Consider the following 23442-nt stretch of genomic DNA (forward strand, 5'->3'; position numbering starts at 1 on the left):
TACTACGTGTGTTTCGGTCCGGCGGGGACTTCGCTCGCGGAGTTGGTTCGGGTCGCGGGGGCGCGGTGGGCGGTCGAGGAGTGCTTCCAGACCGCGAAGAACGAGACAGGGCTCGACCACTACCAGGTTCGTGGTTATCGGGCGTGGTATCGGCATGTCACGTTGTCGATGGCGGCCATGGCCTACCTGGTCATCACGCGGGATGCCGCGAAAAAAGGGGGCCCGGATTCTCGGGGGCGACAGGGCTTCCTCTGACCGTCAACGAGGTGCGGCGCTTGTTCAACCGACTTGCCGAACCGATCGTTCATTGTGTTGAGCACGTAGTCGGATGGTCGATCAGACGGCGGTCGAGTCAGCTCAAGGCGCAGCAAAGCCGATTACGACATCACCCTTATCACAACCTGTCGTTGTCGTGTTAAGGGCCAAGCGGGAAGAGCCAAGAGCGAAGAGCTGAAAGTCAAGAGCTGAAGAGCTCGCCTCGCCGGCGGGGCAGGCCTCCAAAAACGAGAGGGACGAGCTCTGCCGGCCGGTGGCCGTTGGGGCGGTGGTCCGGTTTACGGACAACTACTGCGGTGGTCGGGGTCCCTCGTCTCCGTTTGGCCTCCTTTCAGGCAAGCACACTCGTCAAGACGCCGGATGACTGTGCGGTCTGCCGGGTAGTGCGGCGGCATCTTGACGAGCGTGCTCGGGCTTCGCCAGGCCAAACGGAGACGAGGGACGCGGGATTGGGTGGCTGCGGGCTCGCTGCGCTCGCCCCGCAGCCCGCGAGGCGGGTGGCTTGCGCTGTGGTGGTTAGGAGGCGGTTCGCTCGATCGTCGCGCTGGCCAGCACCAGGTCGCCGGCCTCCGGATCCTCGCGGTAGACCGCCACCGCCTGGCCCGGCGCCACGCCCGACAGGGGCTCGCGCAGGTGGACCACCAAGTCGTCGCCCACCAGCTCCGCGATCGCGGGGGCGGTGCCGCCGTGGGCCCGGACCTGGGCCACGCACTCCACCGGGCCGGTCCAGTCCACGCGCGACACCGGGCGGACCGCCACGATCTCGCGGACGGCCAGCTTCTCCGCCGCGCCCACTCGGACGGTGCCGGACACCGGCTCCAGGGACAGGACGTAGCGGGGGCGGCCGTCCGGGGCCGGGGCGTCGATGCCCAGGCCCTTGCGCTGGCCGACCGTGAAGCCGTGCACGCCCACGTGCGCGCCCAGCACGGCGCCGGTCTCGTCGTCCACCAGGACGCCCGCGCGCTGGCCAAGGCGCTTGGTCAGGAAGCCCTGGGTGTCGCCGTCCGGGATGAAGCAGATGTCGTGGCTGTCCGGCTTCGCCGCCACCGACAGGCCGCGTCGCGCAGCCTCGGCGCGGACCTCGGCCTTGGTCGTCCCGCCCAGGGGGAACATCGCGTGCGCCAGCTGCTCGTGGGTGAGCGAGGCCAGCACGTACGACTGGTCCTTGCCGTCGTCGGCGCTGCGCCGCAGCTCCGCGCGGCCATCGACGGTGGCCAGGCGCGCGTAGTGGCCGGTGCACACGGCGTCGAAGCCGAGCGCGATGGCCTTGTCCAGCAGCGCCTCGAACTTGATCCGCTCGTTGCACCGCAGGCACGGGTTGGGGGTGCGGCCCGCCGCGTACTCCGCGACGAAGTCCTCCACCACGTCCTCGGTGAACCGCTCCGCGAAGTCCCACACGTAGAACGGGATGCCGAGCACGTCGGCCGCCCGCCTCGCGTCGTGCGAGTCCTCGATCGTGCAGCAGCCGCGCGACCCGGTGCGCAGCGTCCCCGGCTTCGCCGACAGCGCCAGGTGCACCCCGGTCACGTCGTGCCCGGCTTCGACGGCGCGCGCCGCCGCGACAGCCGAGTCGACCCCGCCGCTCATCGCCGCGAGCACCCGCATCCCCGTCACACCTCCGCCTTGTGCCTGCGCATCCCCGCGATGCCCGCCGAGCGGGCCCGCTCCACGACCGGTCCGATGACGCCCGCCAGCTCGCGCACCTCGGCCTCGGTCGAGGTCCAGCCGAGCGTGAAGCGCAGCGAGCCGCGCGCCAGCACCGGGTCGACGCCCATGGCCAGCAGCACGTGGCTGGGCTGGGCGACGCCCGCCGTGCAGGCCGAGCCGGTCGAGCACTCCACGCCCTTGGCGTCCAGCAGCATCAGCAGGCTGTCGCCCTCACAACCGGGGAACGTCAGGTGCGCGTGCCCCGGCAGCCCGTCCTCGGGGTCGCCGTTGACGACCACGTCCGGCACCACCGCGCGCACCGCGCCGACCAGCTGGTCCCGCAGCGCCCGCAACCGGGCCGCCGACGCCTCCCGCTGCTCCACCGCGTGCCGCACCGCCACCGCGAACGCCGCGATCGCGGGCACGTCCAGCGTCCCCGACCGCACGTCCCGCTCCTGCCCGCCGCCGTGCAGCAGCGGGGTGACGCCGACCTGCCTGCCGAGCAGCAGCGCGCCGACGCCGTACGGGGCGCCGATCTTGTGCCCGCTGACGGTGAGCGCCCCCGCGCCGCTGGCGGCGAACGAGACCGGCACCGAGCCGACCGCCTGCACGGCGTCGGTGTGCAGCGGGACGCCGAACTCGGCGGCGGCGGCGGACAGCTCGGCGACCGGGTTGACCGTGCCGACCTCGTTGTTCGCCCACATGGCCGTGACCAGCGCGACGTCCTCGCCCAGCACCGCCCGCAGCGCGTCGGGCGTGATCCGCCCGGCCGCGTCGGGCTCGACCAGGGTGACCTCGGCGCCCTCGTGCTCGGCCAGCCAGTCGACCGCGTCGAGCACCGCGTGGTGCTCCACGGCCCCGGCCACGACCCGGTTGCGGCCCTCGCGCCGCCGCGCCCAGTAGGCGCCCTTGACGGCCAGGTTGTCGCTCTCGGTGCCGCCTGCGGTGAACAGCACCTCGGACGGCTTGGCGCCGAGCGCGTCGGCGATGTCCTCGCGCGCCTCCTCGACCAGCCTGCGCGCCCTGCGCCCCGAGGTGTGCAGCGACGAGGCGTTGCCCGTGCGGGACAACGCCTCGGTCAGCGCCGCGATCGCCTCGGGGAGGACGGGTGTCGTGGCGGCGTGGTCGAAGTAGGCCATCAGTCGTCCAGGGTAGCCCGGCAGCGCGGTCCGGTGAGCACGGCACCGAGCACCGCGAGGGAGGCCATGAGCAGGTCCAGGGGGATGACGGCGGCGGTGAGGTTCGGGGCGGCGGCGAGCACGACGCCGCCGAGGCCGACCAGCAGGGCCGAACCGAGCATGTCGCTCACCTGCAGGGCCGAGGAGTTGAAGCCCCGGTCGGAGTCGGTGGACGCGGCGAGGGTGAGCACGCTCAGGCTGGACATGGCCATGCCGACGCCCAGACCTGCGACGCCCCACAGCACGGAGGTCAGCCAGGCGGGTCCCCAGCTCGGTGCGATGAGGGTCACGGAGGTGATGCCGACGGCGCTGACGGTGAAGCCCCAGCGGACCAGGCTCTCGCGCGGGATGTCGGTGCGGCGGGACTGCCACACGGACGCGGCGGACCAGCCGATGGCGCTGAGCGTGAGCGGGATGCCCGCGGCGGTGGCCGAGTAGCCGTGCACGGTGGTGAGGGTGAGCGGGATGAACGCCTCGACGGCGAAGAACGTGCCCGCGAGCAGGCCCCTGGCCAGGATCGTGACGGGAAGGCCGCGCCGGGCGGTGAGGGTGCCCGAGGGCAGCAGGACGCGCAGCGACGGGACGAGGACGGCCAGCGAGGCGGCCCCGAGCGCGAGGCTGGCCCAGCCGGGGTGCTGCGCGGCCCAGCTGAGCCCGGCGACGCCGCCACCGGCGCCGAACGCGGCCAGCGGCAGCCCCCGGCGGGCGGGCTCGTCGCCCCGGTGCGGGGGCAGACCGCGCAGCACCGGCAGGACCAGCGCGAACCCGATCGCGACCAGCGGGACCAGGCCGAGGAACACCCAGCGCCAGCTCAGGTTCTCGGTGAGCCAGCCCGCGACGGCGGGCCCGACCAGCGAGGGCACCACCCAGGCGGCGGACAGCGCGCCGAACACGGCGGGGCGCAGGCGCTCGGGGTAGACCAGGCCGATCAGGACGTAGACGGCCACGATCTGGGCGCCCGCGCCGAGGCCCTGGAGCACCCGGCCCGCCATCAGCAGGGCCATGTCCTGGGCGATCCCGGCGACGGCCAGCCCGACGACGAACAGCGCGGGGCCGACGAGCAGCGGCAGGCGCGGGCCGATCCGGTCGCAGACCCGGCCGGACAGCACGACCGCGACCACGCTGGCGGCCTGGAACCCGAGGAACGGCCACGAGTAGAACGCCTGGCCGTCGAGGTCGGCGACCATGCGGGGCATCGCGGTGCTGACGCCCATGGCCTCGAACGCGAGCAGGGTGATCAGCAGGACCATGCCGGTGACCGGGCCCCGGTTCTCGGGAGCCCACAGACCGGGTTCGGGGACGGGGGTGGGGACGGGGGTGGGGGTGGTGCCCGGTTCGGCGGCCGAGGCCGAGGCCGAGGCCGAGGCGGAGGTGGAGGTGGGGGTGGAGGTGGGGGCGGTGGCGACGCCCGCCTTGGCGGCGGGTTCGGTGGCCGAGGTGGAGGTGGTGGCGCCTGCCTCGGTGGTGGGCCGGTCGCCGGTGGTGGGGATGGCTGCGGACGTGGCACCCGGCCCTGCGGCTCCGCGCGCGGCGGCGCTCGTGTCGGCGGCGGCCCCGAGGGCGGTGGTGGGGAGGTCGTGCGGGTCGCCGTCGGGTCGGGTGTCACGTGGGGTCACCCGTCCCATGTTCCTACCTCGACCGCACTGGAGGTCAACCAGGTTTCCCGTTCGGGGCAGCCGCGCGAACGCGGGTTTCCCGGCAGCGCCCGGAGGCGGCGGAGGACTTCCCGCCGCCACTCGGACCGCACCCCGGTCAGCCCTTCCGGCTCAGCCGCCGCCGACCGCTCCTGCCCCGACGTGGGACGACCGCCTCGGCGCCCGGCGGCAGCACCACCGGTGACAGGACCACCCCGGCGGGCACCCCCGGCGCGACCATCCCCGGCGTCCGCGCCGCCACGACGGCCCGGTGGCCCGAACCGACCGCCGTCCCCGGCGGCAGCACCCGCTCGGTGGCCGCCTGCGCCAGCGCCGCCAGCTCCCGGCGGTCGGCGGCGCGGCCGGGCGCGATCTCGTCCAGCACGTGCACCTCCACGACCAGCCCGCCGGTGCGCACCACCCGCCAGATCGCGTCGACCAGCCCGTCCGCCCCCACGTACGCGGGCCGCGTGGTCGCCGCCCCGGCGCGCAGGTACCGCAGCGCCACCGGGCGCACCGGGACACCGGCGTCGAGCGCGGCCTGGAACAGCGCGGGCCGGAACCTGCCCGACTCGCTGCCGCACCAGGTCGTCCCCTCCGCGTGCACGCCCACCGCCGCGCCGGAGCGCAGCGCCGCCGTCAGCTCCGCGACGGTCCCCGGCAGCAGCCGCAGCCGCTCCCGGTCCAGGTAGACGGTCCGCGCGGCGGTGATGATCCAGCCGAGCACCGGCCACGACCGGATGTCGCGCTTGGCCACGATCCGGATGGGCTGCACCGAGTCGATGACCAGCTCGTCCAACCAGGACACGTGGTTGGCGACCACCAGCACCCCGCGTCCCGGCGTGCCCTGGAACCGCCGCTCGCCCACGACGCGCACCCCGACCCCGGAGGCCCGCACCATCAGCCGGAACCACCCGCGCAGCACCGCCTCCCGCGCCCGCCCGCGCAGCACCAGCACGACCGGGACCACGAGCGCCCCGCAGACGAGCGCGCCCGCCAGCCCGGCGAACCGCAGCACCGCGCGGGAGCGGCCGACCGTCGCGCCCTCGGCCACGCACCCCTCGCCGCACGGCGAGAGCGGCATCCACGCGTGCGCGGCCATCAGCCGACCTCGCCGAGGAAGAACTTCAGGTACCGCTGGTCGACCCGCTCCATGGACAGCAGCACGAGCAGGTCCGCCACGCCGAACGCCGGGTCGTGCGCGGGCCGCCCGCACACCCAGGCGCCGAGCCGCAGGTAGCCCTTGAGCAGCGGCGGCAGCGCGACCCGGCCGCCTCGGACGACCGCGTCCACGTCCCACGGCGAGCGCGGCGCGACCCGGTGGGTCTCGGGGGCGAGGTTCTTCGCCGACACCTGGTCCCACACGCCCGCCGCGTGCGCGCCGCCGTCGCCCAGCGGCACGGAGGCGCAGCCGACCAGCCAGGAGTGCCCGGACAGCAGCATGTACCGGGCGATCCCGGCCCACACCAGGGAGACGACCGCGCCGGAGCGGTGGTCGGGGTGCACGCAGGACCGGCCGGTCTCGACGATCTGCGGGCGGAGGCCGTCGAGCGCGGTGAGGTCGAACTCGGTGTCGGAGTAGAGGCCGCCCGCCTCGCGCGCCCGCTCCGGCGGCAGCATCCGGTAGGTGCCCACGATCTCGCCGGTGGCGTCGTCGCGGACCACGAGGTGGTCGCAGAACTCGTCGAAGGGATCGATGTCGAGGCCGGGGACGGGGGTGGCCAGGGCCGCGCCCATCTCCTCGGCGAAGACCCGGTGCCGCAGGCGTTGCGCGGCGACGACCTCGTCGCCGTCCCTGGCGACCAGGAGGGAGTAGCCCGCGCTGCGGTCGGCGGTGCTCCCGGTGCTGACAAGCAGTTGCGGCTGCGTCATGGCACGTGTGTACCGAGCGCTCGGCGACCTTTATCAGGTTTTTCCGGTGACGCCTCGGTGGCAGCCGGATGAATTGCGCGACGGGGTGATCGGCATTTCCACCGGGTACTCCTCTCGGCAATCCGCCGGTGGTCCGCTCGTCGGGATCCGGGGAATCCCAGGGGGAAAGCCGGAGGGCCGCCCCGCGTCGCGGGACGGCCCTCGGACCTGGCTGGAGCGGGTGCTCAGCCCTTGCGCTTCTCGACCTCGCCGGTCAGCTGCGGGACGACGTTGAACAGGTCGCCCACCACGCCGTAGTCCGCGATCTCGAAGATCGGGGCCTCGGCGTCCTTGTTGACCGCGATGATGGTCTTCGAGGTCTGCATCCCGGCCCGGTGCTGGATCGCGCCGGAGATGCCGAGCGCGATGTACAGCTGCGGCGACACCGTCTTGCCGGTCTGGCCGACCTGGAACTGGTGCGGGTAGTAGCCGGAGTCGACCGCCGCGCGGGAGGCGCCGACGGCCGCGCCGAGCACGTCCGCGAGCTTCTCCACGACGTCGAACTTCTCCGCGCTGCCGACGCCGCGGCCACCCGCGACGACGACGGTCGCCTCGGTCAGCTCGGGCCGGTCGCCCGCGACCAGGACCTCGCGGCCGGTCACCCTGGTGACCTTGGCGGCGTCGGTGGCGGGCACCTCGACGGCGACCTCGGCCGCCTCGGCCGGGGCCTCCTCGGCCTCGACGGCGCCGGGGCGCACGGCGATGACCGGGACGCCCTGCGTGGACTTCGCCTTGACCACGAACGCGCCGCCGAAGACGGACTGCGTCACGGAGCCGTCGGCGGCCACGTCGACCGCGTCGTACAGCAGGCCGGAGCCCAGCCGCACGGCCAGCCGACCCGCGACCTCCTTGCCCTCCAGCGTCGCCGAGACCAGCACGGCGGCCGGGGCGGCGGTGGCGGCGACGGCCTGCAGCGCGTCGACCTTCGGGGTGACCAGGAGGGCGTCCGCGTCGGCGGACTCGACCGCGTACACCTTGACCGCGCCGTAGCGGGCCAGGGAGTCCTTCACCTTGCCCGTGACGCCGGGCGATCCGACCACCACCGCGGCCGGGTCGCCGAGACGGCGCGCGGCGGATAGCAGCTCATGGGTGACCTTCTTGACCTCGCCGTCGACGTGGTCGACGAGGACCAGGACCTCAGGCATTTTTGGTTCCCCCTTCCCCTTCAGATGAGCTTCTGGCCGACGAGGTACTCGGCGATCTTGGAACCGCCGTCGCCCTCGTCCTCGACGCGCTGACCGGCGGTGCGCGGGGGCTTCGGGGAAGCCTCGACGACCTGGGTCCACGCGGCGGCGGCGCCGACCTCGTCCGCGCCGAGACCGAGGTCGGCGGCGGTGAGGGTGGTCACCGGCTTCTTCTTCGCGGCCATGATGCCCTTGAAGGACGGGTACCGGGGCTCGTTGATCTTCTCGTTGACGCTCAGCACGGCCGGGAGGCTCGCCTCCAGGTGCGCGACGCCCTCGTCGGTCTCCCGGACGGCCTTGACCACGCCGCCCTCGACGGTGACCTTGCGGACGTGCGTGAGCTGGGGCAGGCCCAGCAGCTCGGCCAGGATGGCGGGCACGGCGCCCGCGCGGCCGTCGGTGGCCTCGTTGCCCGCGATGACGAGGTCGAAGCCCTCGACCGTGCCGAGGGCCTTGGCCAGGACCTTGGCGGTGGTGAGCGCGTCGGAGCCGTGCAGCGCGGGGTCGGACACGTGGATCGCCTTGTCCGCGCCCATGGAGAGGGCCTTGCGGATGGCGTCGGTCGCGCGATCGGGACCCATCGAGAGGACCGTCACCTCGCCCCCGTGCTCGGCCTGGAGGACCAGCGCCTCCTCGACGGCGCGCTCGTTGATCTCGTCGAGCACGGCGTCCGCGGCGTCGCGGTCGAGGGTGTGGTCGGTGTCGCTGAGCTTGCGCTCGGACCAGGTGTCGGGCACCTGCTTGACCAGGACGACAATGTTCATGGGTCCTCTTCGACCTCCTGCGGACGGGCGGCGGACGTGACTTGGGCGACCGTGCTTCAGCCGTGGGTCGCCGGATTGCCGGTGTGACCCTGCCATGTCGGCACCGCGTTGGCACGGTGGTGTCGGCCACCCCGATGTTACCCACGAGTAGCAGCCCGTTCCGCACCTTCGGGACGTGACCCTGCTCACCGGGAACCCCTTGGGGGGCTGTTGGGGGCGACCCCCGGCAACCCCCTATCAGGCTAGCGTCGGGCGCATGTACCGGAGAGTTGCCATCGTCACCGACTCGGCCGCGTGCCTGCCCGAGCGCGTCACCGACCAGATGGGCATCGGCGTCGTGCAGATCCAGGTCAGGCTCGGCGACCGGACGGACGACGAGGCCCGCGTCCCGGTGGCCGACCTGGTGGCCGCGATGCGGGCGGGGACGCCCGTGAGCACGGCCCCGCCCGACCCCGGCGCGTTCTTCTGGACCTACTCCGACCTGGCGGCGGCGGGCGCGCAGGCCGTGGTGTCGGTGCACATGTCGGGTGCGCTGTCCCGCACCTTCGAGGCCGCGCGCGAGGCGGCGACGCAGGCGCGGGTGCCGGTGACCGTGGTCGACAGCGGGACGGCGGGCACGAGCCTGGGGTACGCGGTGCTGGCCGCCGCGGCGGCGGCGCGGGCGGGCGGGGACGCGGCGCGGGTCGCGGACGCGGCGCGGCGCACGGCCGGGCGGTGCACCGAGCTGATCTACGTGGACGCGCTGGAGTTCCTGCGGCGCGGCGGGCGGGTCGGGACGGCGGCGGCGCTGCTCGGGTCGGCGTTCGCGGTGAAGCCGCTGCTGACCGTGGAGCGCGGGCGGATCGTGCCGCTGGAGCGGGTCGTGGGCGGGGAGCGGGCGCTGCGGCGGGTCGTGGACGTGGCGGTGCGCCGGGCGGGCGAGTTCGAGGTGGACGTCGCGGTGGAGCACTTCGACGCGGTCGAGCGGGCCCAGGCGGTGCTGGAGGAGCTGCGCGCGCGGGTGCCGAGGGTGCGGCAGGCGATGCTCGCGCCGGTCAGCTCGGCGGTCGGCGCGCACGTCGGCCCAGGGGCCATCGGTGTGACCGTTTCGCCGGTTTAGCCCGATTCGGAACCCGAGCGGAGGTTTGCCCGTTGGACGGGGTGGGAAGTTGGACGGTGCGGGGAAGGAGAAGGACATGGCATCGCTGTTCAGCAGGATCACCGCGTTCGCGCGCAGCCCGCAGGGGCGCAGGATCACCGACCAGGTCAAGAACGCCGCGCGCGACCCGCGCACGCGGGCCAAGGCGCAGGACGTGCTGAGGCGCTTCAAGAAGCGCTGACCGGGGTCCGGGCTCCGGCCTGGGTCGCGGGGACGCGGCCGGACGGGGAACGGGCTCCACCGGCACGCCCCCTTCACGCGGCGCCCACCGGGGGCGCCGCCCTCCTTGAGCACGACCGGCTTTTCACCAGCAGCACCCGAGGGGTCGCCGACCGGCGGCCCCTCGGTCGTGCGCGGGCTTGGTCGTGCGCGGGCCTAGTCATGCGCAGGCCTAGTCATGCGCGGCCCCTCGGTCGTGCGCGGGCCTAGGTGCGCCTGCGGACCTGCTCCTCCGGCTCGTCCGAGACCGTGCCGCCCTGCGGCGGGACCTCGCGCCCGCCCTCCCTGGCCGCGCTGACCGGCGAGGGTGCGGGTTTGTCGCCCGGTTCCGGCCGCCGGACCCCGGCCGACCGCGCGGCCCTGCTGTCGACCTCGACGCCCAGCTCCGGCTCGACGTCCGCGAGGTCGCCGGACCTGCGCTGCTCGACGAGCTCGTCGACCGGGTCGGCCTCGGCGGCGCCCGCGATCGTCCCGGCCGCGCGCGGGGCCTCCTCCGGCTCGTCGGCGTCGACCGGGTCGTCGGGCAGGTCGAGCACGTCCACCAGGTCGGGCTCGGGCTCGGCGACGAGGCCGTCCGCCGACCGGGCGGGGGCGGACCCCCGGCTCCCCGCGCCGGGCGACTCGACCTCGGGCTCGGCGACCAGCTCCCCGGCCGCGCCCTCGTCCCTGGGCGCCGGAACCTCGGGCCGCCCGGAGCTGCGGGGGCCGGGGACGTGCGGCAGCGCCTCGGGGGCGGACGCCTTCGCCGCGTCGGCGGCCACGGCCCTGCCCCCAGCCCCAGCCCCGTCGACCGGCGCACCGGCGGCCTCGGCCTGCGCGCCGTCCGGCTCGCCCTCGGCCGCGTCACGGGCCGCAGGGGCGACCGCAGGGTGATCGGGCGCGGAACGGTTGGCGGAGGGGCGGTCGGACGCGGAGTGGTCGGCGGAGGAAGCTTCGGGCGCGGGGCGGTCGGTGGAGGAGGCGTCGGGCACCGGGCTCCCGGCTTCGGAGCGCTCGGCCACCGCGCGCTCGGCCACCGGCTGGTCAGCCGCGAGGTGATCGGTCACAGGCGCCTCGACCAACGGCTGGCCGGTCGCAGGGCGGTCGGCCACCGGCGGCCCGGCAGCAGGCCGATCCGCAGCGGGGCTCTCAGCCACAGGCTGGCCACCCGCAAGACGCTCGATCACCGGCTGGTCAGCGGCAGGGCGGTCAACCACCGGCGGCCCGGCAGCAAGCCGCTCCGCAGCGGGGCTCTCGGCCGCAGGCTGGCCACCCGCAAGACGCTCGGCCACCGGCTGGTCGGCCGTAGGTTGATCAGCGGCAGGGCGGTCAGCCGCGAGGTGCTCGGCCACCGAGCGCTCGTCCTCAGGGCGTTCCGCCGCCGAACGGCCACCCACCGGGTGGTCCGCCGCAGGGCGGTCAGCCACCGGGCGCTCGGCCACCTGCCGGTCCGCCGCAGGGCGCTGGCTCACCGGGCGCTCCGCCACCGGGTCACCCGCCACCTCCCGGTCGGCCACCGGGTGCCCGGCCACCTGCCGGTCCGCCTCAGTCCGGTCAGCCACCGGCCGGTCCGCCGCAGCCCCCTCGGCCACCGGGCGCTTCGCCCCTCCGGGCGCGGGATCGGCGCGGTCCGGCGTGGTCCGGTCGCTCGTGGTGAGGTCGACCGGTTCCCTCGGTCCCCGCCCACGGCCCTCCTCCACGACCCGCGCGACCTCCTCCGCCCACCCCAGCTCGGACAGCTTGGACACCAGGTAGGAGGCCTCCAGCGACAGCTCGTCCGCGTCGGCGAACCCGGCCCCGATCGCCACCTCCGGCTCCACCCCGCCGCCGTTCCGGCCTGCGGGCTTGCCGGTCCCGGCCGGGCCGCGCTCGTCGTCGGACGCGTCGGGCCCGGTCAGCAGGTGCAGCGGCACCACGCGCAGCCCGCTCGCCCGCGTCGTGGGCCGCGCCTCGGGTTCCTCGGACGCGAAGGCGTCCTCCTCGTCGGCGGGCTGGTCCTCCGCCGGGGTCGCGCCGCCCGCGCCGCCCTCCGCCGGTTCCGGCTGGGCGACCAGCTCGGGCCGCTCCCGCGCCAGCAGGTCCGCGATGTCCACCAGCCGCATCAGCGGCTTCGGGGGCGTCGCCGGGCGCTCGCGCGGGTCACCGCCGTCCGCCGCGCCGTCCCGCAGGACCTCGGCCGCGTCGACCCCGCCGTCCTCCCACGGGTCGTCGTCGGCCGCTCCCGACTTCCCCGGCCCGCTCGCGGCGCCCGGTCCGGCCGCGTCGACGCCGCCGTCCGACCACGGGTCGTCCCCGCCGGTCCCCCACCGCCCGACCACGCCGACCACCGGGTTGCGGTGGATCGGCCGGGTGGCGAAGTCGTCCGGCGGGAAGCTCGGCGCCTGCGCCTCGGCGCGCCCGCCCGACTCCCGCGCCGCGTCCGCCTGGTCGTCCGGCCGGTAGCCGTCCGCCTCGGCGGGTTCCTCCTCCACGTCCTCGGCGCGCCTGAGCATCCACGCCGTGAGCACGCAGCCCGCGGCGAACGACAGCATGCACAGGCCGAACACGAAAGCGACCGCCCCGGTCATCATCCGGACTCCCTACCCGACGAGCACGTCGACTTGCGGTCCACCGCCGGGGACCTCGTGCGCCCGGTCGGCGACGACGCGCGTCCTGATCGCCCCGACCGGCACGCCCCGGTCGACCAGCGCGGCCCGCACGACCTCCGCGCGGCGCAGCGCCAGCACCGAGGACTGGCCCTCGGGGGCCTCGCCCGGCCAGGTGTGGGCGACGAGCGTGACCGCGAGCCCGCCCGACCGGCCGAGCACGTCGCCGAGCAGCCCGAGCACCGAACCGCCCCGGCCCGCGTGCTCGACGCCGCCGGGTTGGAACTCCACGCCGGTGACCGAGTGCTCCGCGAGCACCCGCTCGACCTCGCGCCGCGCCTGCGCCACCGGGCCGGTGTGGTCCAGCGCGACCGTCCCGGCGCCGGTCGTGCCCGTTCCGGCGCCGGTCGTGCCGGCGTCCGGCGTCCCAACCCCGTGCGTCCCAGTTCCAGGCGTCCCGGTCCCAGGCGTCCCAGCGCCGGTGGTCCCGGACCCAGGTGTCCCGACCCCGGGTGTCCCGGCGCCTGCCGTCCCGAGGTCCGGCGTCCCGACCCCGTGCGGCGCGCTCTGCGGGAACGGGCCCGAGCGCGGGGCGGGCGGCGCGGCGAGGGGGTGGGTCGTGGTCCGCTGCGCGGGGTCGCGCGGCGGGGCGAACGGCAGCGCCCCGGTGATCTCCTCGTCGGCGAAGGCGAACCCGAGGCCGGTGAGCGAGGCCGGGACCACGACCAGACCCACGAGCAGCGGCGTCAGCGGCAGCCCGCGAGCGCGCATCAGGCCCCCGCCCGGAGGCTCGGGCGGTGGTGGCGCGGATTCACCCGCAGCTGTCGAAGAACCATCGCCCGCCCCGCTCGACTCCAAGAAGATTCGCCGAGGATAGCCACGGCCCCACGGCCGAACCAGCACGTGAAAATGGCTCACGACGGGCGGGTTCCGACGCACCCGACCCGCGTTTGCAGCGCAAACGCAGAGCAACAAGATCAAGAGTTCCACACCGCAGGTCACCCGATGGTGTCAAACGTGTAGCGGGCGAAAAAAGCGCTCGGACCAAGCGCCTGTGAATACGCCGGACTTCCTTCGCTCGGATTAGTGACACCCGTTCGGCAGAGCGCTGCTCTACCGGTGAGTAACGCCGAGTCCACGTCCAACTACCCTGGACGGGTGACCGTCGAGCCCCTTCCCCTCACCGGCGAGCGGACCGCGCCCGGCATCGAGGCAGAGAACTACTGGTTCCGGCGGCACGAGGCGGCCTACCTCGCCCTGCTGCGGCACTGCGCCGGAGCGGTCGTGCTGGAGGCCGGGTGCGGCGAGGGCTACGGCGCCGCGCTCATCGCCGACCGCGCGGACCGGGTGATCGCGCTCGACTACGACGCGCACACCGCCGCCCACGCCGCCCGCGCCTACCCCGGACTGGCCGTGGTGCGCGGCAACCTCGCCGACCTGCCGCTGCGCTCGGGCAGCGTGGACGTGGTGGCGAACCTCCAGGTGATCGAGCACCTGTGGGACCAGGAGGGGTTCCTGGCCGAGTGCGCGCGGGTGCTGCGCCCCGGCGGCAGGCTGCTGATCACCACGCCCAACCGGATCACCTTCTCCCCCGGCCGCGACACCCCGCTGAACCCGTTCCACACCAGGGAGCTGGCCCCCGCCGAGCTGGCCGACCTGCTCACCGGGGCCGGGTTCGAGGTCGAGGAGCTGACCGGGCTGCGGCACGGACCCCGGCTGCGCGCGCTGGACGAGCGGTTCGGCGGGTCGATCATCGACGCCCAAGTCGCGGTCGTGGTCGACGACAACCCGTGGCCCGCCGACCTGCTGGCCGCCGTCGCGGGCGTGACCTCCGACGACTTCGAGCTCACCCCCGACGAGATGGACGCCAGCCTGGACCTGGTGGCCGTGGCGGTCCGCCCGTGACCGGCGCCGAGGGCACGTTCTGCCTGGTGCTGCACAGCCACCTGCCGTGGCTCGCGCACCACGGGGCGTGGCCGGTCGGCGAGGAGTGGCTCTACCAGGCGTGGGCGCACTCGTACCTGCCGGTGGTGGACCTGCTGGAGCGGTTCGCCGCCGAGGGCAGGCGGGACGTGCTCACCCTCGGCGTCACGCCGGTGCTGGCCGCGCAGCTGGACGACCCGTACTGCCTGCGCGGCGTCCACGACTGGCTCGGCAACTGGCAGCTGCGCGCCAACGGGGCCGCGCCGAGGCTGCCGGAGCTGGCCGCGCGCGAGCACCGCGAGTCGGCGCTGGCGCTGGAGCGGTTCGAGGGCCGCTGGCGGCACGGGTTCTCCCCGCTGCTGCGCCCGCTGGTCGACTCGGGCGTGGTGGAGCTGCTCGGCGGACCGGCCGCGCACCCGTTCCAACCGCTGCTGGACGAGCGGCTGCGGGCGTTCGCGCTGGAGACCGGGCTGCGGGACACCGCGCTGCGGCTCGGGTCGCGGCCCGAGGGGATCTGGGCGCCGGAGTGCGGGTACGCGCCGGGCATGGAGCGCGGGTACGCGGCGGCGGGCGTGCGGCGGTTCCTGGTGGACGGGCCGTCGCTGGGGAACGAGACCTGGGCGGGCAGGCGGGTCGGCGACTCGGACGTGGTGTGCTTCGGGCGGGACCTGGAGGTGTCGTACCGGGTGTGGTCGCCGCGGATCGGCTACCCCGGCCACCCGGACTACCGGGACTTCCACACCTACGACCACGCCAGCGGGCTCAAGCCGTCGCGGGTGACCGGGGTCGAGGTGGCCCCCGAGCACAAGCGGCCGTACGACCCGGAGGCCGCGCGGGCGGCGGTGCGGGAGCACACCGAGGACTTCGTGGGCGCGGTCGTGGCGCGGCTGCGGGAGCTGCGGGCGGCGCACGGGCGCGAGGCGCTGGTGGTGGCCGCGTACGACACCGAGCTGTACGGGCACTGGTGGCACGAGGGTCCGCTGTGGCTGGAGTCGGTGCTGCGCGCGCTGCCCGAGGCGGGGGTGCGGGTGACGACGCTGCGCGGCGCGGTCGAGGCCGGGCACGTGGTGGGGTCGGTGGAGGTGCCGCCGTCGTCGTGGGGCGCGGGCAAGGACTGGAACACCTGGAGCGGGCCGCAGGTGGCGGACTTCGTGCACGCGAACGCCGAGCTGCAGCGGGAGCTGCTGGGGCTGGAGCTGGGCGGGGCGGTGCGGGACCCGGTCGCGGACCAGGCGGTGCGGGAGGCGCTGCTGTCGCTGTCGAGCGACTGGGCGTTCATGGTGACCAAGGACAGCGCGGCGGACTACGCGCGGTACCGGGCGAAGGAGCACGCGGAGCGGTTCCGGGAGCTGGCGGCGGAGCTGCGGGCGGTGCGCGGCGGGGGCGACGCTGACGGGACCGGCGGGACCGGCGCGGACCTCGGGCGGGTCGCTCGGGCGCGGGAGCGGGCGGCGGGGCTGCGGGCGCGGTCCGGGCCGTTCGGGCACCTGGACGCGAGGGCGCTGTGACCGGTGCGGCCGGTCGGGTTCCACCGGTGGGCTCGTGGTGGGATTCCTTGGGGCGGCGGGCTTTCCGGCCCGCGCGCGGGGGTTTTCGTGGCGGCAGGGGCGTTGTGGGCCGCGAGGGCGTTGTGATGCGGGTCGCCGCAGGATGCGAGGGTGCCGGATGCGCGTGCTGATGCTGTCGTGGGAGTACCCGCCGGTGGTAGTCGGGGGGCTGGGCAGGCACGTGCACGCGCTGGCCGGTCGGCTGGTCAGGGCGGGGCACGAGGTCGTGGTGCTGTGCAGGCAGCCCGAGGGCACCGACGCGGTGACGCACCCGACCGAGGACGCGGTGCTCGGCGGGGTGCGGGTGGTGCGGGTGGCGGAGGACCCGGCGCACCTGGTGTTCGAGCGGGACCTGGTGGCGTGGGTGCTCGCGATGGGGCACGCGATGACCCGCGCCGGGCTGGCGCTGCTGCGCGAGGGCTGGCGGCCGGACGTGGTGCACGCGCACGACTGGCTGGTGACGCACCCAGCGGTCGCGCTGGCCGAGGCGGCCCAGGCGCCGCTGGTCGCGACCGTGCACGCGACCGAGGCCGGGCGGCACAGCGGGTGGCTGTCGCAGACGCTCAACCAGCAGGTGCACTCGGTGGAGTGGTGGCTGGCGAACCGCGCGGACGAGCTGATCACCTGCTCGGCGGCGATGCGCACCGAGGTGGCGCACCTGTTCGAGGTCGAGCCGGGCGGGATCACCGTGCTGCACAACGGGATCGAGCCGAAGCGGTGGCGGGTGCGCGCGGCGGACGTGGCGGCGGCGCGGGCCAGGCACGCGCCGGACGGGGCCCCGGTGCTGCTGTTCTTCGGCAGGCTGGAGTGGGAGAAGGGCGTGCAGGACCTGATCGCCGCCCTGCCGCGCGTGCGGCGCAGGCACCCCGGCACGCGGCTGGTCGTGGCCGGGACGGGCACGCACGGCGGGTGGCTGGTGGAGCAGGCGCGCAAGCACAAGGTGAAGCGGGCGGTGGAGTTCGCCGGGCACCTGTCGGACGGGGAGCTGGCGGCGGCGATCGCGGCGGCGGCGGCGGTCGTCCTGCCGAGCCGCTACGAGCCGTTCGGGATCGTGGCGCTGGAGGCGGCTGCGGCGGGCGCGCCGCTGGTGGCGTCCACGGCGGGCGGCCTGGGCGAGGTCGTGCTGGACGGCGAGACCGGGCTGTCGTTCCCGCCGGGGGACGTGGACGCGCTGGCGCGGGCGGTGTGCGCGGTGCTGGACGACCGGGCGGCGGCGACGCGGCGGGCCAAGGCGGCGAAGGCGCGGCTGGCGACGGACTTCGACTGGGGGACCATCGCGGAGGGGACGGTCGAGGTGTACCGGGCGGCGGTGGTGCGCGAGCGCGCGGCGCTCGGCAGGCCGAAGATCGGGACGGGGAACGTGTTCCTGTAGGGCTTCGGGTTCCCGGTGCGGCCGGGGTCGGTTCAGCCCCGGCGCCCGAGCCGCCAGGCGGCGAGGGCGAAGAGCGCGGCGACGCCGAGGCTGAGCGCGCAGACCACCCCGTCGCCCCCGGAGCCGATCAGGCGCACCCCGACGACGAGGTGGCCGACCGCCCCGACGGCGAGCCCGCAGACGGAGATCCGCCAGAGCACCCACGAGGCCAGCACCAGTCGAGCCCGCTCCCGCGCCACCCGCCGCCGCACGGCCGCGAGGTCGGCGGCGAGGTCCTCGACGCTCCTGCCGTCGAGGGCGCGCTCGAACGCCACGGCGCCTCCTTCCGGGTTTTTCGCCGCGCCGCCGATCCGGGGTGAGCGGGCGGCGGGCGCTTTTTCCAGCAGGATCATATTGACGCGGTCAACCGGGTGCGGAGATCCCCACCGGAGCACCGGAATTCCACGTCGGAGCGGAAAACCGGGGGCGCGCGACCGGGGCCACACCACCCCCACAACCACGCTCACCAGCGACAACGCGCCAACCGGTGGACGCCTCGACCACCGGAGCGGTCGCGGCGGCGCGGAACGACGCCGGAGTCCTTGCGGATTCCTACCTCCGCCGAACCGGGCGCGGAACGCAATCCTGCGGGTGAGAGCGCTTCCACCCGGAATTCACTTCACGAAACGCCGTTCTCCGCCTCCGGGAAACGCAGAACCCACCGCTTCTGCCACGGCGTCTCCACCGCGTGCTTCCGGTAGTGCGCCCGCGTCCACGCCACCGCCTCCCCGCGCGGCACCCCGGACAGCACCGCCAGGCACGCCAGCACCGTTCCCGTGCGACCGTTCCCGCCCCCGCACGCCACCTCCACCGCCTCACCGGCCAGCGCCCGCCGGTGCAGGTCGTGGATCAGCCGCACCGCGGCGTCCCGGTCGCGCGGCAGCCAGAAGTCCGGCCAGTCCACCCACGCGTGCGGCCACGTCAGCACCGCGTCGTGCGCCGCCCGCAGCCGCGCGCCGCCCAGGTACAGCCCGTACCCCGGTTCGACGGCGGGCGGCCCGCCGCGCAGTCCGCGCCCGGACACCACCGCGCCGTCGGGGAAGTCCACCATGCCCAGGTTTCCTACTCCTCCGCCCGCGACTTCTCCAGCGCCTCGCGCGCCTTCCGAGCCATGTCCGCCACGGCGGCCCGCGTGTCCGCCCCCGCCTCGTAGTCCGCCCGCCGGTCCCGCACCACCCGCGCCGGGATGCCCACCGCGATCTTGTAGTCCGGCACGTCCCCGCGCACCACCGCGTGCGCCCCGAGCACGCACCCGCGCCCGACCCGCGTCCCCCGCGTCACGGTGACCTTCGTGCCCAGCCAGCAGTCCGGCCCGATCCGCACCGGGGACTTCACGATCCCCTGGTCCTTGATCGGCAGGGTGACGTCGCTGGTCACGTGGTCGAAGTCGCAGACGTACACCCAGTCCGCGACGAGCGTGGCGGCCCCGATCTCCACGTCCAGGTAGCAGTTGACCGTGTTGTCCTTGCCGAACACCGCCTTGTCGCCGATCCGCAGCGACCCCTCGTGGCACCGGATGGCGTTGCCGTCGCCGATGTGCACCCAGCGCCCGATCTCCAACCGGCCGAACCCCGGCCTGCAGTGGATCTCGACCTTCTTGCCGAGGAACACCATGCCGCGCAGCACCACGTGCGGGTTGGCGACGCGGAACTTCAGCAGCCGCCAGTACCGCACCAGGTACCAGGGGGTGTAGGCGCGGTGCCGCAGCACCCAGCGCAGCGAGGCGAGGGTGAGGAAGCGGGCCTGGGCGGGGTCGCGGCGCGATCCCCGCCACCGCGACCACACGGACGAGCCCCACATGCTGGTCATCCCGGAACCCTAACCGCGCCCGCGCACCCCGCCCTCGCGCGCCACCGCCGCGCCCCGCCAGGATGGCCGCCGTGACGACTCCGCTCATCATCGACACGGACCCCGGCGTGGACGACGCCTTCGCGCTCGCGCTGGCCGCGGCGAGCCCCGAGGTGGACCTGATCGGCGTGACCACGGTCTTCGGCAACGTCGGCCTGGAGCACACCACCCGCAACGCGCTCGGCCTGCTCGCCCTGCTCGGCCGCCCGGACGTCCCGGTGGCCGCGGGCGCGGACCGCCCGCTGGTGCACGCCCAGCCGTCGCGGTCCAGCGCGCACGGCTCGGACGGCCTGTCCGGCTTCGCGGGCACGCTGCCGCAGGCGGGCGCCCCGGACGCGCGGGACGCGGTGGGGCTGCTGGCGGACCTGCTGAACGAGTCCGACCGCCCGGTGGTGATCGCCCCGGTGGGCCCGCTGACGAACATCGCCCTGCTGCTGGCCGCGCACCCGTCGCTGAAGCCGAAGATCGCGCGCCTGGTGGTGATGGGCGGCGCGATCGGGGCGGGGAACATCTCGCCGAGGGCGGAGTTCAACGCGTGGTGCGACCCGGAGGCGGCGCGGCGGGTGCTGGTGGTGGAGGACGTGCCGACGACGCTGGTGCCGATGGACCTGACGATGCGCTGCTCGGTGGACGGCCCGTGGCTGGACGCGGTGGGCGCGGCCTCGGAGGTCGGCCGGGTGCTGGTGGGCCTGACGGCGGACTACCGGGAGGCGTACCGGGGGCTGCTGGGGTGGGACGGGATGGCGCTGCACGACGCGGTGGCGGTGGCCGAGGCGGTCCGGCCGGGGTTGCTGACCACGCGGTGGCTGCCGGTGGAGGTGGACTGCGGGTACGGGCCGGGACGCGGGTCGCTGCTGGTGGACGAGCGGCTGCACGCGCGCGACGCGGGACGGGTGGACGTGGCGGTGGACGTCGACGTGGACGGGCTGCGGGGGTGGTTGTCGGAGCGGTTGAGCGGGTGGTGAGGCGTCAGGGGCTTTCCGGTTCGGGTGGCGCGCTCATCAGCGCCACCGCGCCGCCCGGCCGGAGCTGCGTCCAGACGTGCCCGAGCGGCGCGACGAGCACGCGCAGCAGCACCCCGAACAGGACCGCCACCAGCCGCACCCGCAACCTGCCGAAGTCGATCAGCTCCGCCGGTGGTGGCAGGGGAGGCGGCTCCTCACCCGCGTCCACCTAGTCCGCGCTGCGGCCCCCCGTCCACGAGATCCACGCCTCAGGTCCGCTCGGCCCGCGCCAGCAGGTACACCGGGCTCCGCCCGACCCTGGTCAGCACCACCGCCATCGACTCGCTCCCGATCAGCTTCAGCTTGCGCCGCAACGGGTTCGGGTCCACGTCCAAGCCCCTGACCAGGATCTCCAGCACCCCCACGTCGTGCGCCTTCAGCACCGACCGCAGCGCCTTCTCGCTGTACCGCCCGTGCTCCACCACCCGGAACGCCCGCACCCCCGGCGGCGGCACGGGGCCGGTCAGGTAGGCGATGTGCTCGTCCAGCTGCGCCAACCCGAAGCGCGCCGCGTAGTGCCGCACCAGCCCCGCCCGCACGACCGCCCCGTCCGGGTCCACCAGCCACTCCCCCGGTTCCGCGACCGGGCAGTCGTCGGGCTCGGCGTCGGTCAGGGTCCACGGCTCGCCGCCGGTGCGCAGCACGGTCGCCCGCCGCGACACGCCCGGCGTGGCCAGCCCGCGCGTCCACAGGCACGCCTCGCGCACCTGCCCGTCCAGCGACACCACCTCGACCTCGTCGGCCCACGGGGCGACCGCGAAGTCCACGCCCGGCGCGCACTTCACCGCCAGGTCCCGCCCCTCGCAGGCCTGCGCGAGCCCGTCCAGCGGCGGCAGGAAGTCCGACGGGCGCCAGGTGCGCCGACCGGCCGAGTCGCGGCGCGCCGGGTCGGCCAGCAGCGGGACGCCGCGCGAGGCCGGGCGCAGCGCGTCCGCGAGCGCCAGGCCCACGTCCGGACCGAGGTTGTGCCTGGCCATCGCCAGCCGCACCGGGTCCAGGTCCGAGCCGATCGAGCCCTCCGGCAACCACGCCAGCTCCGCGCCGATCGAGCAGGTCAGGTCGTGCACCGGGCCGGTGAAGCGGGACGCGCGGTGCCTCGCCACCGGCGCGGCGGTGGCCTGCTGGAGCGCGTCGTCGGTGTACAGGCCGTCCGCGAAGTCCACTTTGGACGGCGCTTTCCGGCGCAGCAGCAGCGTTTCCAGCACCGCCGCGAAGAACTCACCGGCCTCGCGCCGGGCCGCCGCCACGTCCGCGAAGCGGGACGCGTCGGTCAGCGGCAGCCCGGACAGCGCCGACAGCGCGGCGCACCCGGCGTCGGAACGCAGGTACGCCACGTCGTCGAGGCTGAAGCCGTACCCCACGACTAGACCTTGCGGCCCGTCACGGACACGTTGTAGAACACCTCGCGCGGCAGGACCTTGGCCAGCACGTTCTCATCCACCCAGGACAGCCGCTGCCACGTCCGGTAGGCGAACATCGCCCACCCGAACCCGAGCTTCTCCCTGGGGACGGCCGCCTCGAAGGTGCGCACCGGCCACCCGAACAGCGCCGCCGACAGCTCCTCCGTCACCGCCTTGACCTGCTCGGCCCCGGCCTCCCGCGCGACCTTCTCCAGCTCGCCGGGGTCGAACGTGTGCAGGTCCACCACGGCTTCCAGCGCCGCCGCCCGCGAGGACTCGTCCAGCTCCTCCTGCGGGCGCCGCCAGCCGCCCAGCACCGGCACGGCCTTGGTCAGGTTCGTGGTGGCCCACCAGGTGAGCTGCCCGAGCTTGCGCGCGTAGAAGTTGCCGATGTTCGTGGGGTCGCCCGCGAACACGAACCGCCCGCCGGGCTTGAGCACCCGCAGAACCTCGCGCATCGCGGCGGGGACGTCCGGGATGTGGTGCAGCACCGCGTGCCCGACCACGAGGTCGAACGTGTCGTCGTCGTACGGGATGCGCTCGGCGTCGGCGACCCGCCCGTCCACGTCCAGCCCGAGGTTCTCGGCGTTGCGCAGCGCCACCTCGACCATGCCGGGCGACAGGTCCGTCACCGAGCCCTTCTCGATCACCCCGCCCTGCATGAGGTTCAGCAGGAAGAAACCGGTGCCGCAGCCGAGCTCCAGCGCGTGCCCGTACGGCCCCTCGCCGCCGGAGACGGCGCGGAACCGGTCCACGGCGTAGGTGATGCAGCGCTCGTCGTAGGAGATGGACCACTTCTCGTCGTAGGTCCCCGCCTCCCAGTCGTGGTACAGCACGTTGGCGAGCTTGGGGTCGCCGTAGGCGGCCTTCACCTCGTCCTCGGTGGCGTGCGGGTGCGGCTTCGGGTCGGTCTGGGGGGCCTCGACGCCGGGGGTGCCGGTCGTGGGGTCACTTGCCACTGAACTTCGCCTTTCCGGGCCCGTTCTCGATGAACGACCTCATGCCGGTCTTCTGGTCCTCGGTGGCGAACATCGCCGCGAACAGCTGGCTCTCCAGCCGGAGCCCGCTGCCGAGGTCGGTGTCCAGCCCGCCGTCGATCGCGGCCTTGGCGGCGGCGTAGGCCCGCGCGGGCCCTGCCGTGAACTGCCCGGCCCACCGCAGCGCGGCGGCGTGCACGTCGTCCGGGGCCACCACCTCGTCGACCATGCCGATCCGCAGCGCCTCCTCGGCGCCGACGAACCGGCCGGTGTAGATCAGGTCCTTGGCGCGGGACGGCCCGATCAGCCGGGGCAGCCGCTGGGTGCCGCCCATGCCGGGGATGACGCCGAGCAGGATCTCCGGCTGGCCCACCTTGGCGTTGTCGCCCGCGATCCGCCGGTCCGCGCACAGCGCCAGCTCGAACCCGCCGCCGAGCGCGTAGCCGGTGATCGCGGCGACGGTCGGCTTCGGGATCTCCTCGACGGCCCGCAGCGCCGAGCTGAACCCGGCGGCGCGCTCGGCCATCTCGGCGTAGGACAGCTCGGCCATCTCCTTGATGTCCGCGCCCGCCGCGAACACCTTCGGACCGCCGTAGACGATCACCGCGCGCACGTCGGCCCGCGCGGACGCCTCGGTGGCGGCGGCTCTGATCTCCTCCTGGACCTGCCGGTTGAGGGCGTTCATCGGCGGCCGGTCGAGCCGGATGGTTCCGATCCCGTCGGAGACTTCGAGCCGTGCGAACTCAGCCACAGGTCCTCCTCGACCTCACTCGGGCGCCGCGCCGCCGGGTGGGACCGGGGCGCGCGGGGTGCGGTC

Annotated in this window: 22 protein-coding genes and 1 pseudogene; 7 read left to right on the forward strand and 16 right to left on the reverse strand. The window is 74.9% G+C overall.

Annotated elements, in window-relative coordinates; all coding sequences use genetic code 11:
* Positions 1–255 (forward strand): annotated as a pseudogene (locus LV78_RS36700) (IS701 family transposase); the annotation flags it as partial.
* A 537-nt stretch (positions 256–792) separates the two neighbouring features.
* Here the strand turns inward: LV78_RS36700 and mnmA are convergent.
* The 7 genes from mnmA to LV78_RS36735 all read right to left on the reverse strand — a co-directional run bounded on the left by mnmA (position 793) and on the right by LV78_RS36735 (position 8594).
* Complete coding sequence (gene mnmA, locus LV78_RS36705; RefSeq protein WP_253850737.1) at positions 793–1881, reverse strand: tRNA 2-thiouridine(34) synthase MnmA; 1089 nt, start codon at positions 1879–1881, stop codon at positions 793–795.
* A gap of 5 nt (positions 1882–1886) precedes the next feature.
* Positions 1887–3062 carry a cysteine desulfurase family protein gene (locus LV78_RS36710; RefSeq protein ID WP_253850739.1) on the reverse strand — a complete coding sequence of 392 codons (1176 nt, stop codon included), beginning with the start codon at positions 3060–3062 and terminating at the stop codon, positions 1887–1889.
* Complete coding sequence (locus LV78_RS36715; protein ID WP_253850741.1) at positions 3062–4726, reverse strand: MFS transporter; 1665 nt, start codon at positions 4724–4726, stop codon at positions 3062–3064. The genes LV78_RS36710 and LV78_RS36715 overlap by 1 nt, the downstream gene beginning before the upstream one ends.
* A 127-nt stretch (positions 4727–4853) precedes the next feature.
* Entirely contained in the window at positions 4854–5837 is a 984-nt protein-coding gene (locus LV78_RS36720) for a lysophospholipid acyltransferase family protein (RefSeq protein WP_253850743.1), read from the reverse strand.
* A complete protein-coding gene (locus LV78_RS36725; protein ID WP_253850745.1) occupies positions 5837–6607 on the reverse strand; it encodes a GNAT family N-acetyltransferase in 771 nt (256 codons plus the stop codon). Before LV78_RS36725 ends, LV78_RS36720 begins: the two co-directional genes overlap by 1 nt.
* Before the next feature lie 224 nt (positions 6608–6831).
* The gene (locus LV78_RS36730) at positions 6832–7791 is read right to left on the reverse strand and encodes an electron transfer flavoprotein subunit alpha/FixB family protein (RefSeq protein WP_253850747.1); all 960 of its coding nucleotides are present in this window, start codon (positions 7789–7791) and stop codon (positions 6832–6834) included.
* 20 nt (positions 7792–7811) lie between these two features.
* Positions 7812–8594: an electron transfer flavoprotein subunit beta/FixA family protein gene (locus tag LV78_RS36735; protein WP_253850749.1), complete on the reverse strand. Its 783-nt coding sequence runs from the start codon at positions 8592–8594 to the stop codon at positions 7812–7814.
* 256 nt (positions 8595–8850) lie between these two features.
* Between LV78_RS36735 and LV78_RS36740 the strand changes: the two genes are divergently transcribed.
* Positions 8851–9693 (forward strand): DegV family protein, encoded by an 843-nt coding sequence (locus LV78_RS36740; protein WP_253850751.1) that lies wholly within the window; start codon positions 8851–8853, stop codon positions 9691–9693.
* Positions 9694–9769: 76 nt separating this feature from the next.
* Positions 9770–9913: a hypothetical protein gene (locus LV78_RS36745; RefSeq protein ID WP_253850753.1), complete on the forward strand. Its 144-nt coding sequence runs from the start codon at positions 9770–9772 to the stop codon at positions 9911–9913.
* Between the two features lie 244 nt (positions 9914–10157).
* On the opposite strand, the gene LV78_RS36750 is transcribed toward LV78_RS36745, so the two are convergent.
* Both LV78_RS36750 and LV78_RS36755 read right to left on the reverse strand, forming a co-directional pair.
* Entirely contained in the window at positions 10158–12497 is a 2340-nt protein-coding gene (locus tag LV78_RS36750; RefSeq protein ID WP_253850754.1) for a hypothetical protein, read from the reverse strand.
* Positions 12498–12509: 12 nt separating this feature from the next.
* Positions 12510–13286 (reverse strand): OmpA family protein, encoded by a 777-nt coding sequence (locus LV78_RS36755; RefSeq protein ID WP_253850758.1) that lies wholly within the window; start codon positions 13284–13286, stop codon positions 12510–12512.
* Positions 13287–13673: 387 nt separating this feature from the next.
* Here LV78_RS36755 and LV78_RS36760 point away from each other — a divergent pair, with 387 nt between their 5' ends.
* The 3 genes from LV78_RS36760 (at position 13674) to LV78_RS36770 (ending at position 17357) form a co-directional block, all read left to right on the forward strand.
* Positions 13674–14420, forward strand: coding sequence for a class I SAM-dependent methyltransferase (locus tag LV78_RS36760; protein ID WP_253850760.1), 747 nt, complete (start codon positions 13674–13676; stop codon positions 14418–14420).
* Positions 14417–15946 (forward strand): 1,4-alpha-glucan branching protein domain-containing protein, encoded by a 1530-nt coding sequence (locus tag LV78_RS36765; protein ID WP_253850761.1) that lies wholly within the window; start codon positions 14417–14419, stop codon positions 15944–15946. The genes LV78_RS36760 and LV78_RS36765 overlap by 4 nt, the downstream gene beginning before the upstream one ends.
* Positions 15947–16103: 157 nt before the next feature.
* Positions 16104–17357 (forward strand): glycosyltransferase family 4 protein, encoded by a 1254-nt coding sequence (locus LV78_RS36770; protein WP_253850762.1) that lies wholly within the window; start codon positions 16104–16106, stop codon positions 17355–17357.
* A gap of 32 nt (positions 17358–17389) precedes the next feature.
* On the opposite strand, the gene LV78_RS36775 is transcribed toward LV78_RS36770, so the two are convergent.
* From LV78_RS36775 to LV78_RS36785, 3 genes are all read right to left on the reverse strand, one after another.
* Positions 17390–17671, reverse strand: coding sequence for a hypothetical protein (locus tag LV78_RS36775; protein WP_253850765.1), 282 nt, complete (start codon positions 17669–17671; stop codon positions 17390–17392).
* Between the two features lie 344 nt (positions 17672–18015).
* Entirely contained in the window at positions 18016–18447 is a 432-nt protein-coding gene (locus LV78_RS36780; protein WP_253850767.1) for a protein-tyrosine phosphatase family protein, read from the reverse strand.
* An 11-nt stretch (positions 18448–18458) separates the two neighbouring features.
* Positions 18459–19205, reverse strand: coding sequence for an acyltransferase (locus LV78_RS36785; protein WP_253850768.1), 747 nt, complete (start codon positions 19203–19205; stop codon positions 18459–18461).
* A 71-nt stretch (positions 19206–19276) separates the two neighbouring features.
* On the opposite strand from LV78_RS36785, the gene LV78_RS36790 reads away from it, so the two are divergent.
* The gene (locus LV78_RS36790; RefSeq protein ID WP_253850770.1) at positions 19277–20209 is read left to right on the forward strand and encodes a nucleoside hydrolase; all 933 of its coding nucleotides are present in this window, start codon (positions 19277–19279) and stop codon (positions 20207–20209) included.
* A 4-nt stretch (positions 20210–20213) separates the two neighbouring features.
* Here LV78_RS36790 and LV78_RS36795 read toward each other — a convergent pair whose 3' ends face one another.
* The 4 genes from LV78_RS36795 to LV78_RS36810 are packed head-to-tail and all read right to left on the reverse strand — an operon-like array spanning position 20214 to position 23376.
* Positions 20214–20417 (reverse strand): hypothetical protein, encoded by a 204-nt coding sequence (locus LV78_RS36795; protein WP_253850772.1) that lies wholly within the window; start codon positions 20415–20417, stop codon positions 20214–20216.
* Positions 20418–20457: 40 nt separating this feature from the next.
* Positions 20458–21609 (reverse strand): THUMP-like domain-containing protein, encoded by a 1152-nt coding sequence (locus LV78_RS36800; protein WP_253850774.1) that lies wholly within the window; start codon positions 21607–21609, stop codon positions 20458–20460.
* A gap of 2 nt (positions 21610–21611) precedes the next feature.
* The gene (locus tag LV78_RS36805) at positions 21612–22607 is read right to left on the reverse strand and encodes a class I SAM-dependent methyltransferase (RefSeq protein ID WP_253850775.1); all 996 of its coding nucleotides are present in this window, start codon (positions 22605–22607) and stop codon (positions 21612–21614) included.
* Complete coding sequence (locus LV78_RS36810; protein WP_253850777.1) at positions 22597–23376, reverse strand: enoyl-CoA hydratase/isomerase family protein; 780 nt, start codon at positions 23374–23376, stop codon at positions 22597–22599. The genes LV78_RS36805 and LV78_RS36810 overlap by 11 nt, the downstream gene beginning before the upstream one ends.
* Between the last annotated feature and the right edge of the window lie 66 nt (positions 23377–23442).

This window comes from Actinosynnema pretiosum (assembly GCF_024171695.1).
In the GTDB taxonomy this organism is placed as follows: domain Bacteria; phylum Actinomycetota; class Actinomycetes; order Mycobacteriales; family Pseudonocardiaceae; genus Actinosynnema; species Actinosynnema pretiosum.

Bases quoted from the DNA above. Each gene is read 5' to 3' on its own strand.
- mnmA (WP_253850737.1), bottom strand. From the start codon at position 1,881: ATGCGGGTGCTCGCGGCGATGAGCGGCGGGGTCGACTCGGCTGTCGCG.
- LV78_RS36710 (WP_253850739.1), bottom strand. From the start codon at position 3,062: ATGGCCTACTTCGACCACGCCGCCACGACACCCGTCCTCCCCGAGGCG.
- LV78_RS36715 (WP_253850741.1), bottom strand. From the start codon at position 4,726: ATGGGACGGGTGACCCCACGTGACACCCGACCCGACGGCGACCCGCAC.
- LV78_RS36720 (WP_253850743.1), bottom strand. From the start codon at position 5,837: ATGGCCGCGCACGCGTGGATGCCGCTCTCGCCGTGCGGCGAGGGGTGC.
- LV78_RS36725 (WP_253850745.1), bottom strand. From the start codon at position 6,607: ATGACGCAGCCGCAACTGCTTGTCAGCACCGGGAGCACCGCCGACCGC.
- LV78_RS36730 (WP_253850747.1), bottom strand. From the start codon at position 7,791: ATGCCTGAGGTCCTGGTCCTCGTCGACCACGTCGACGGCGAGGTCAAG.
- LV78_RS36735 (WP_253850749.1), bottom strand. From the start codon at position 8,594: ATGAACATTGTCGTCCTGGTCAAGCAGGTGCCCGACACCTGGTCCGAG.
- LV78_RS36740 (WP_253850751.1), top strand. From the start codon at position 8,851: ATGTACCGGAGAGTTGCCATCGTCACCGACTCGGCCGCGTGCCTGCCC.
- LV78_RS36745 (WP_253850753.1), top strand. From the start codon at position 9,770: ATGGCATCGCTGTTCAGCAGGATCACCGCGTTCGCGCGCAGCCCGCAG.
- LV78_RS36750 (WP_253850754.1), bottom strand. From the start codon at position 12,497: ATGACCGGGGCGGTCGCTTTCGTGTTCGGCCTGTGCATGCTGTCGTTC.
- LV78_RS36755 (WP_253850758.1), bottom strand. From the start codon at position 13,286: ATGCGCGCTCGCGGGCTGCCGCTGACGCCGCTGCTCGTGGGTCTGGTC.
- LV78_RS36770 (WP_253850762.1), top strand. From the start codon at position 16,104: ATGCGCGTGCTGATGCTGTCGTGGGAGTACCCGCCGGTGGTAGTCGGG.
- LV78_RS36780 (WP_253850767.1), bottom strand. From the start codon at position 18,447: ATGGTGGACTTCCCCGACGGCGCGGTGGTGTCCGGGCGCGGACTGCGC.
- LV78_RS36785 (WP_253850768.1), bottom strand. From the start codon at position 19,205: ATGACCAGCATGTGGGGCTCGTCCGTGTGGTCGCGGTGGCGGGGATCG.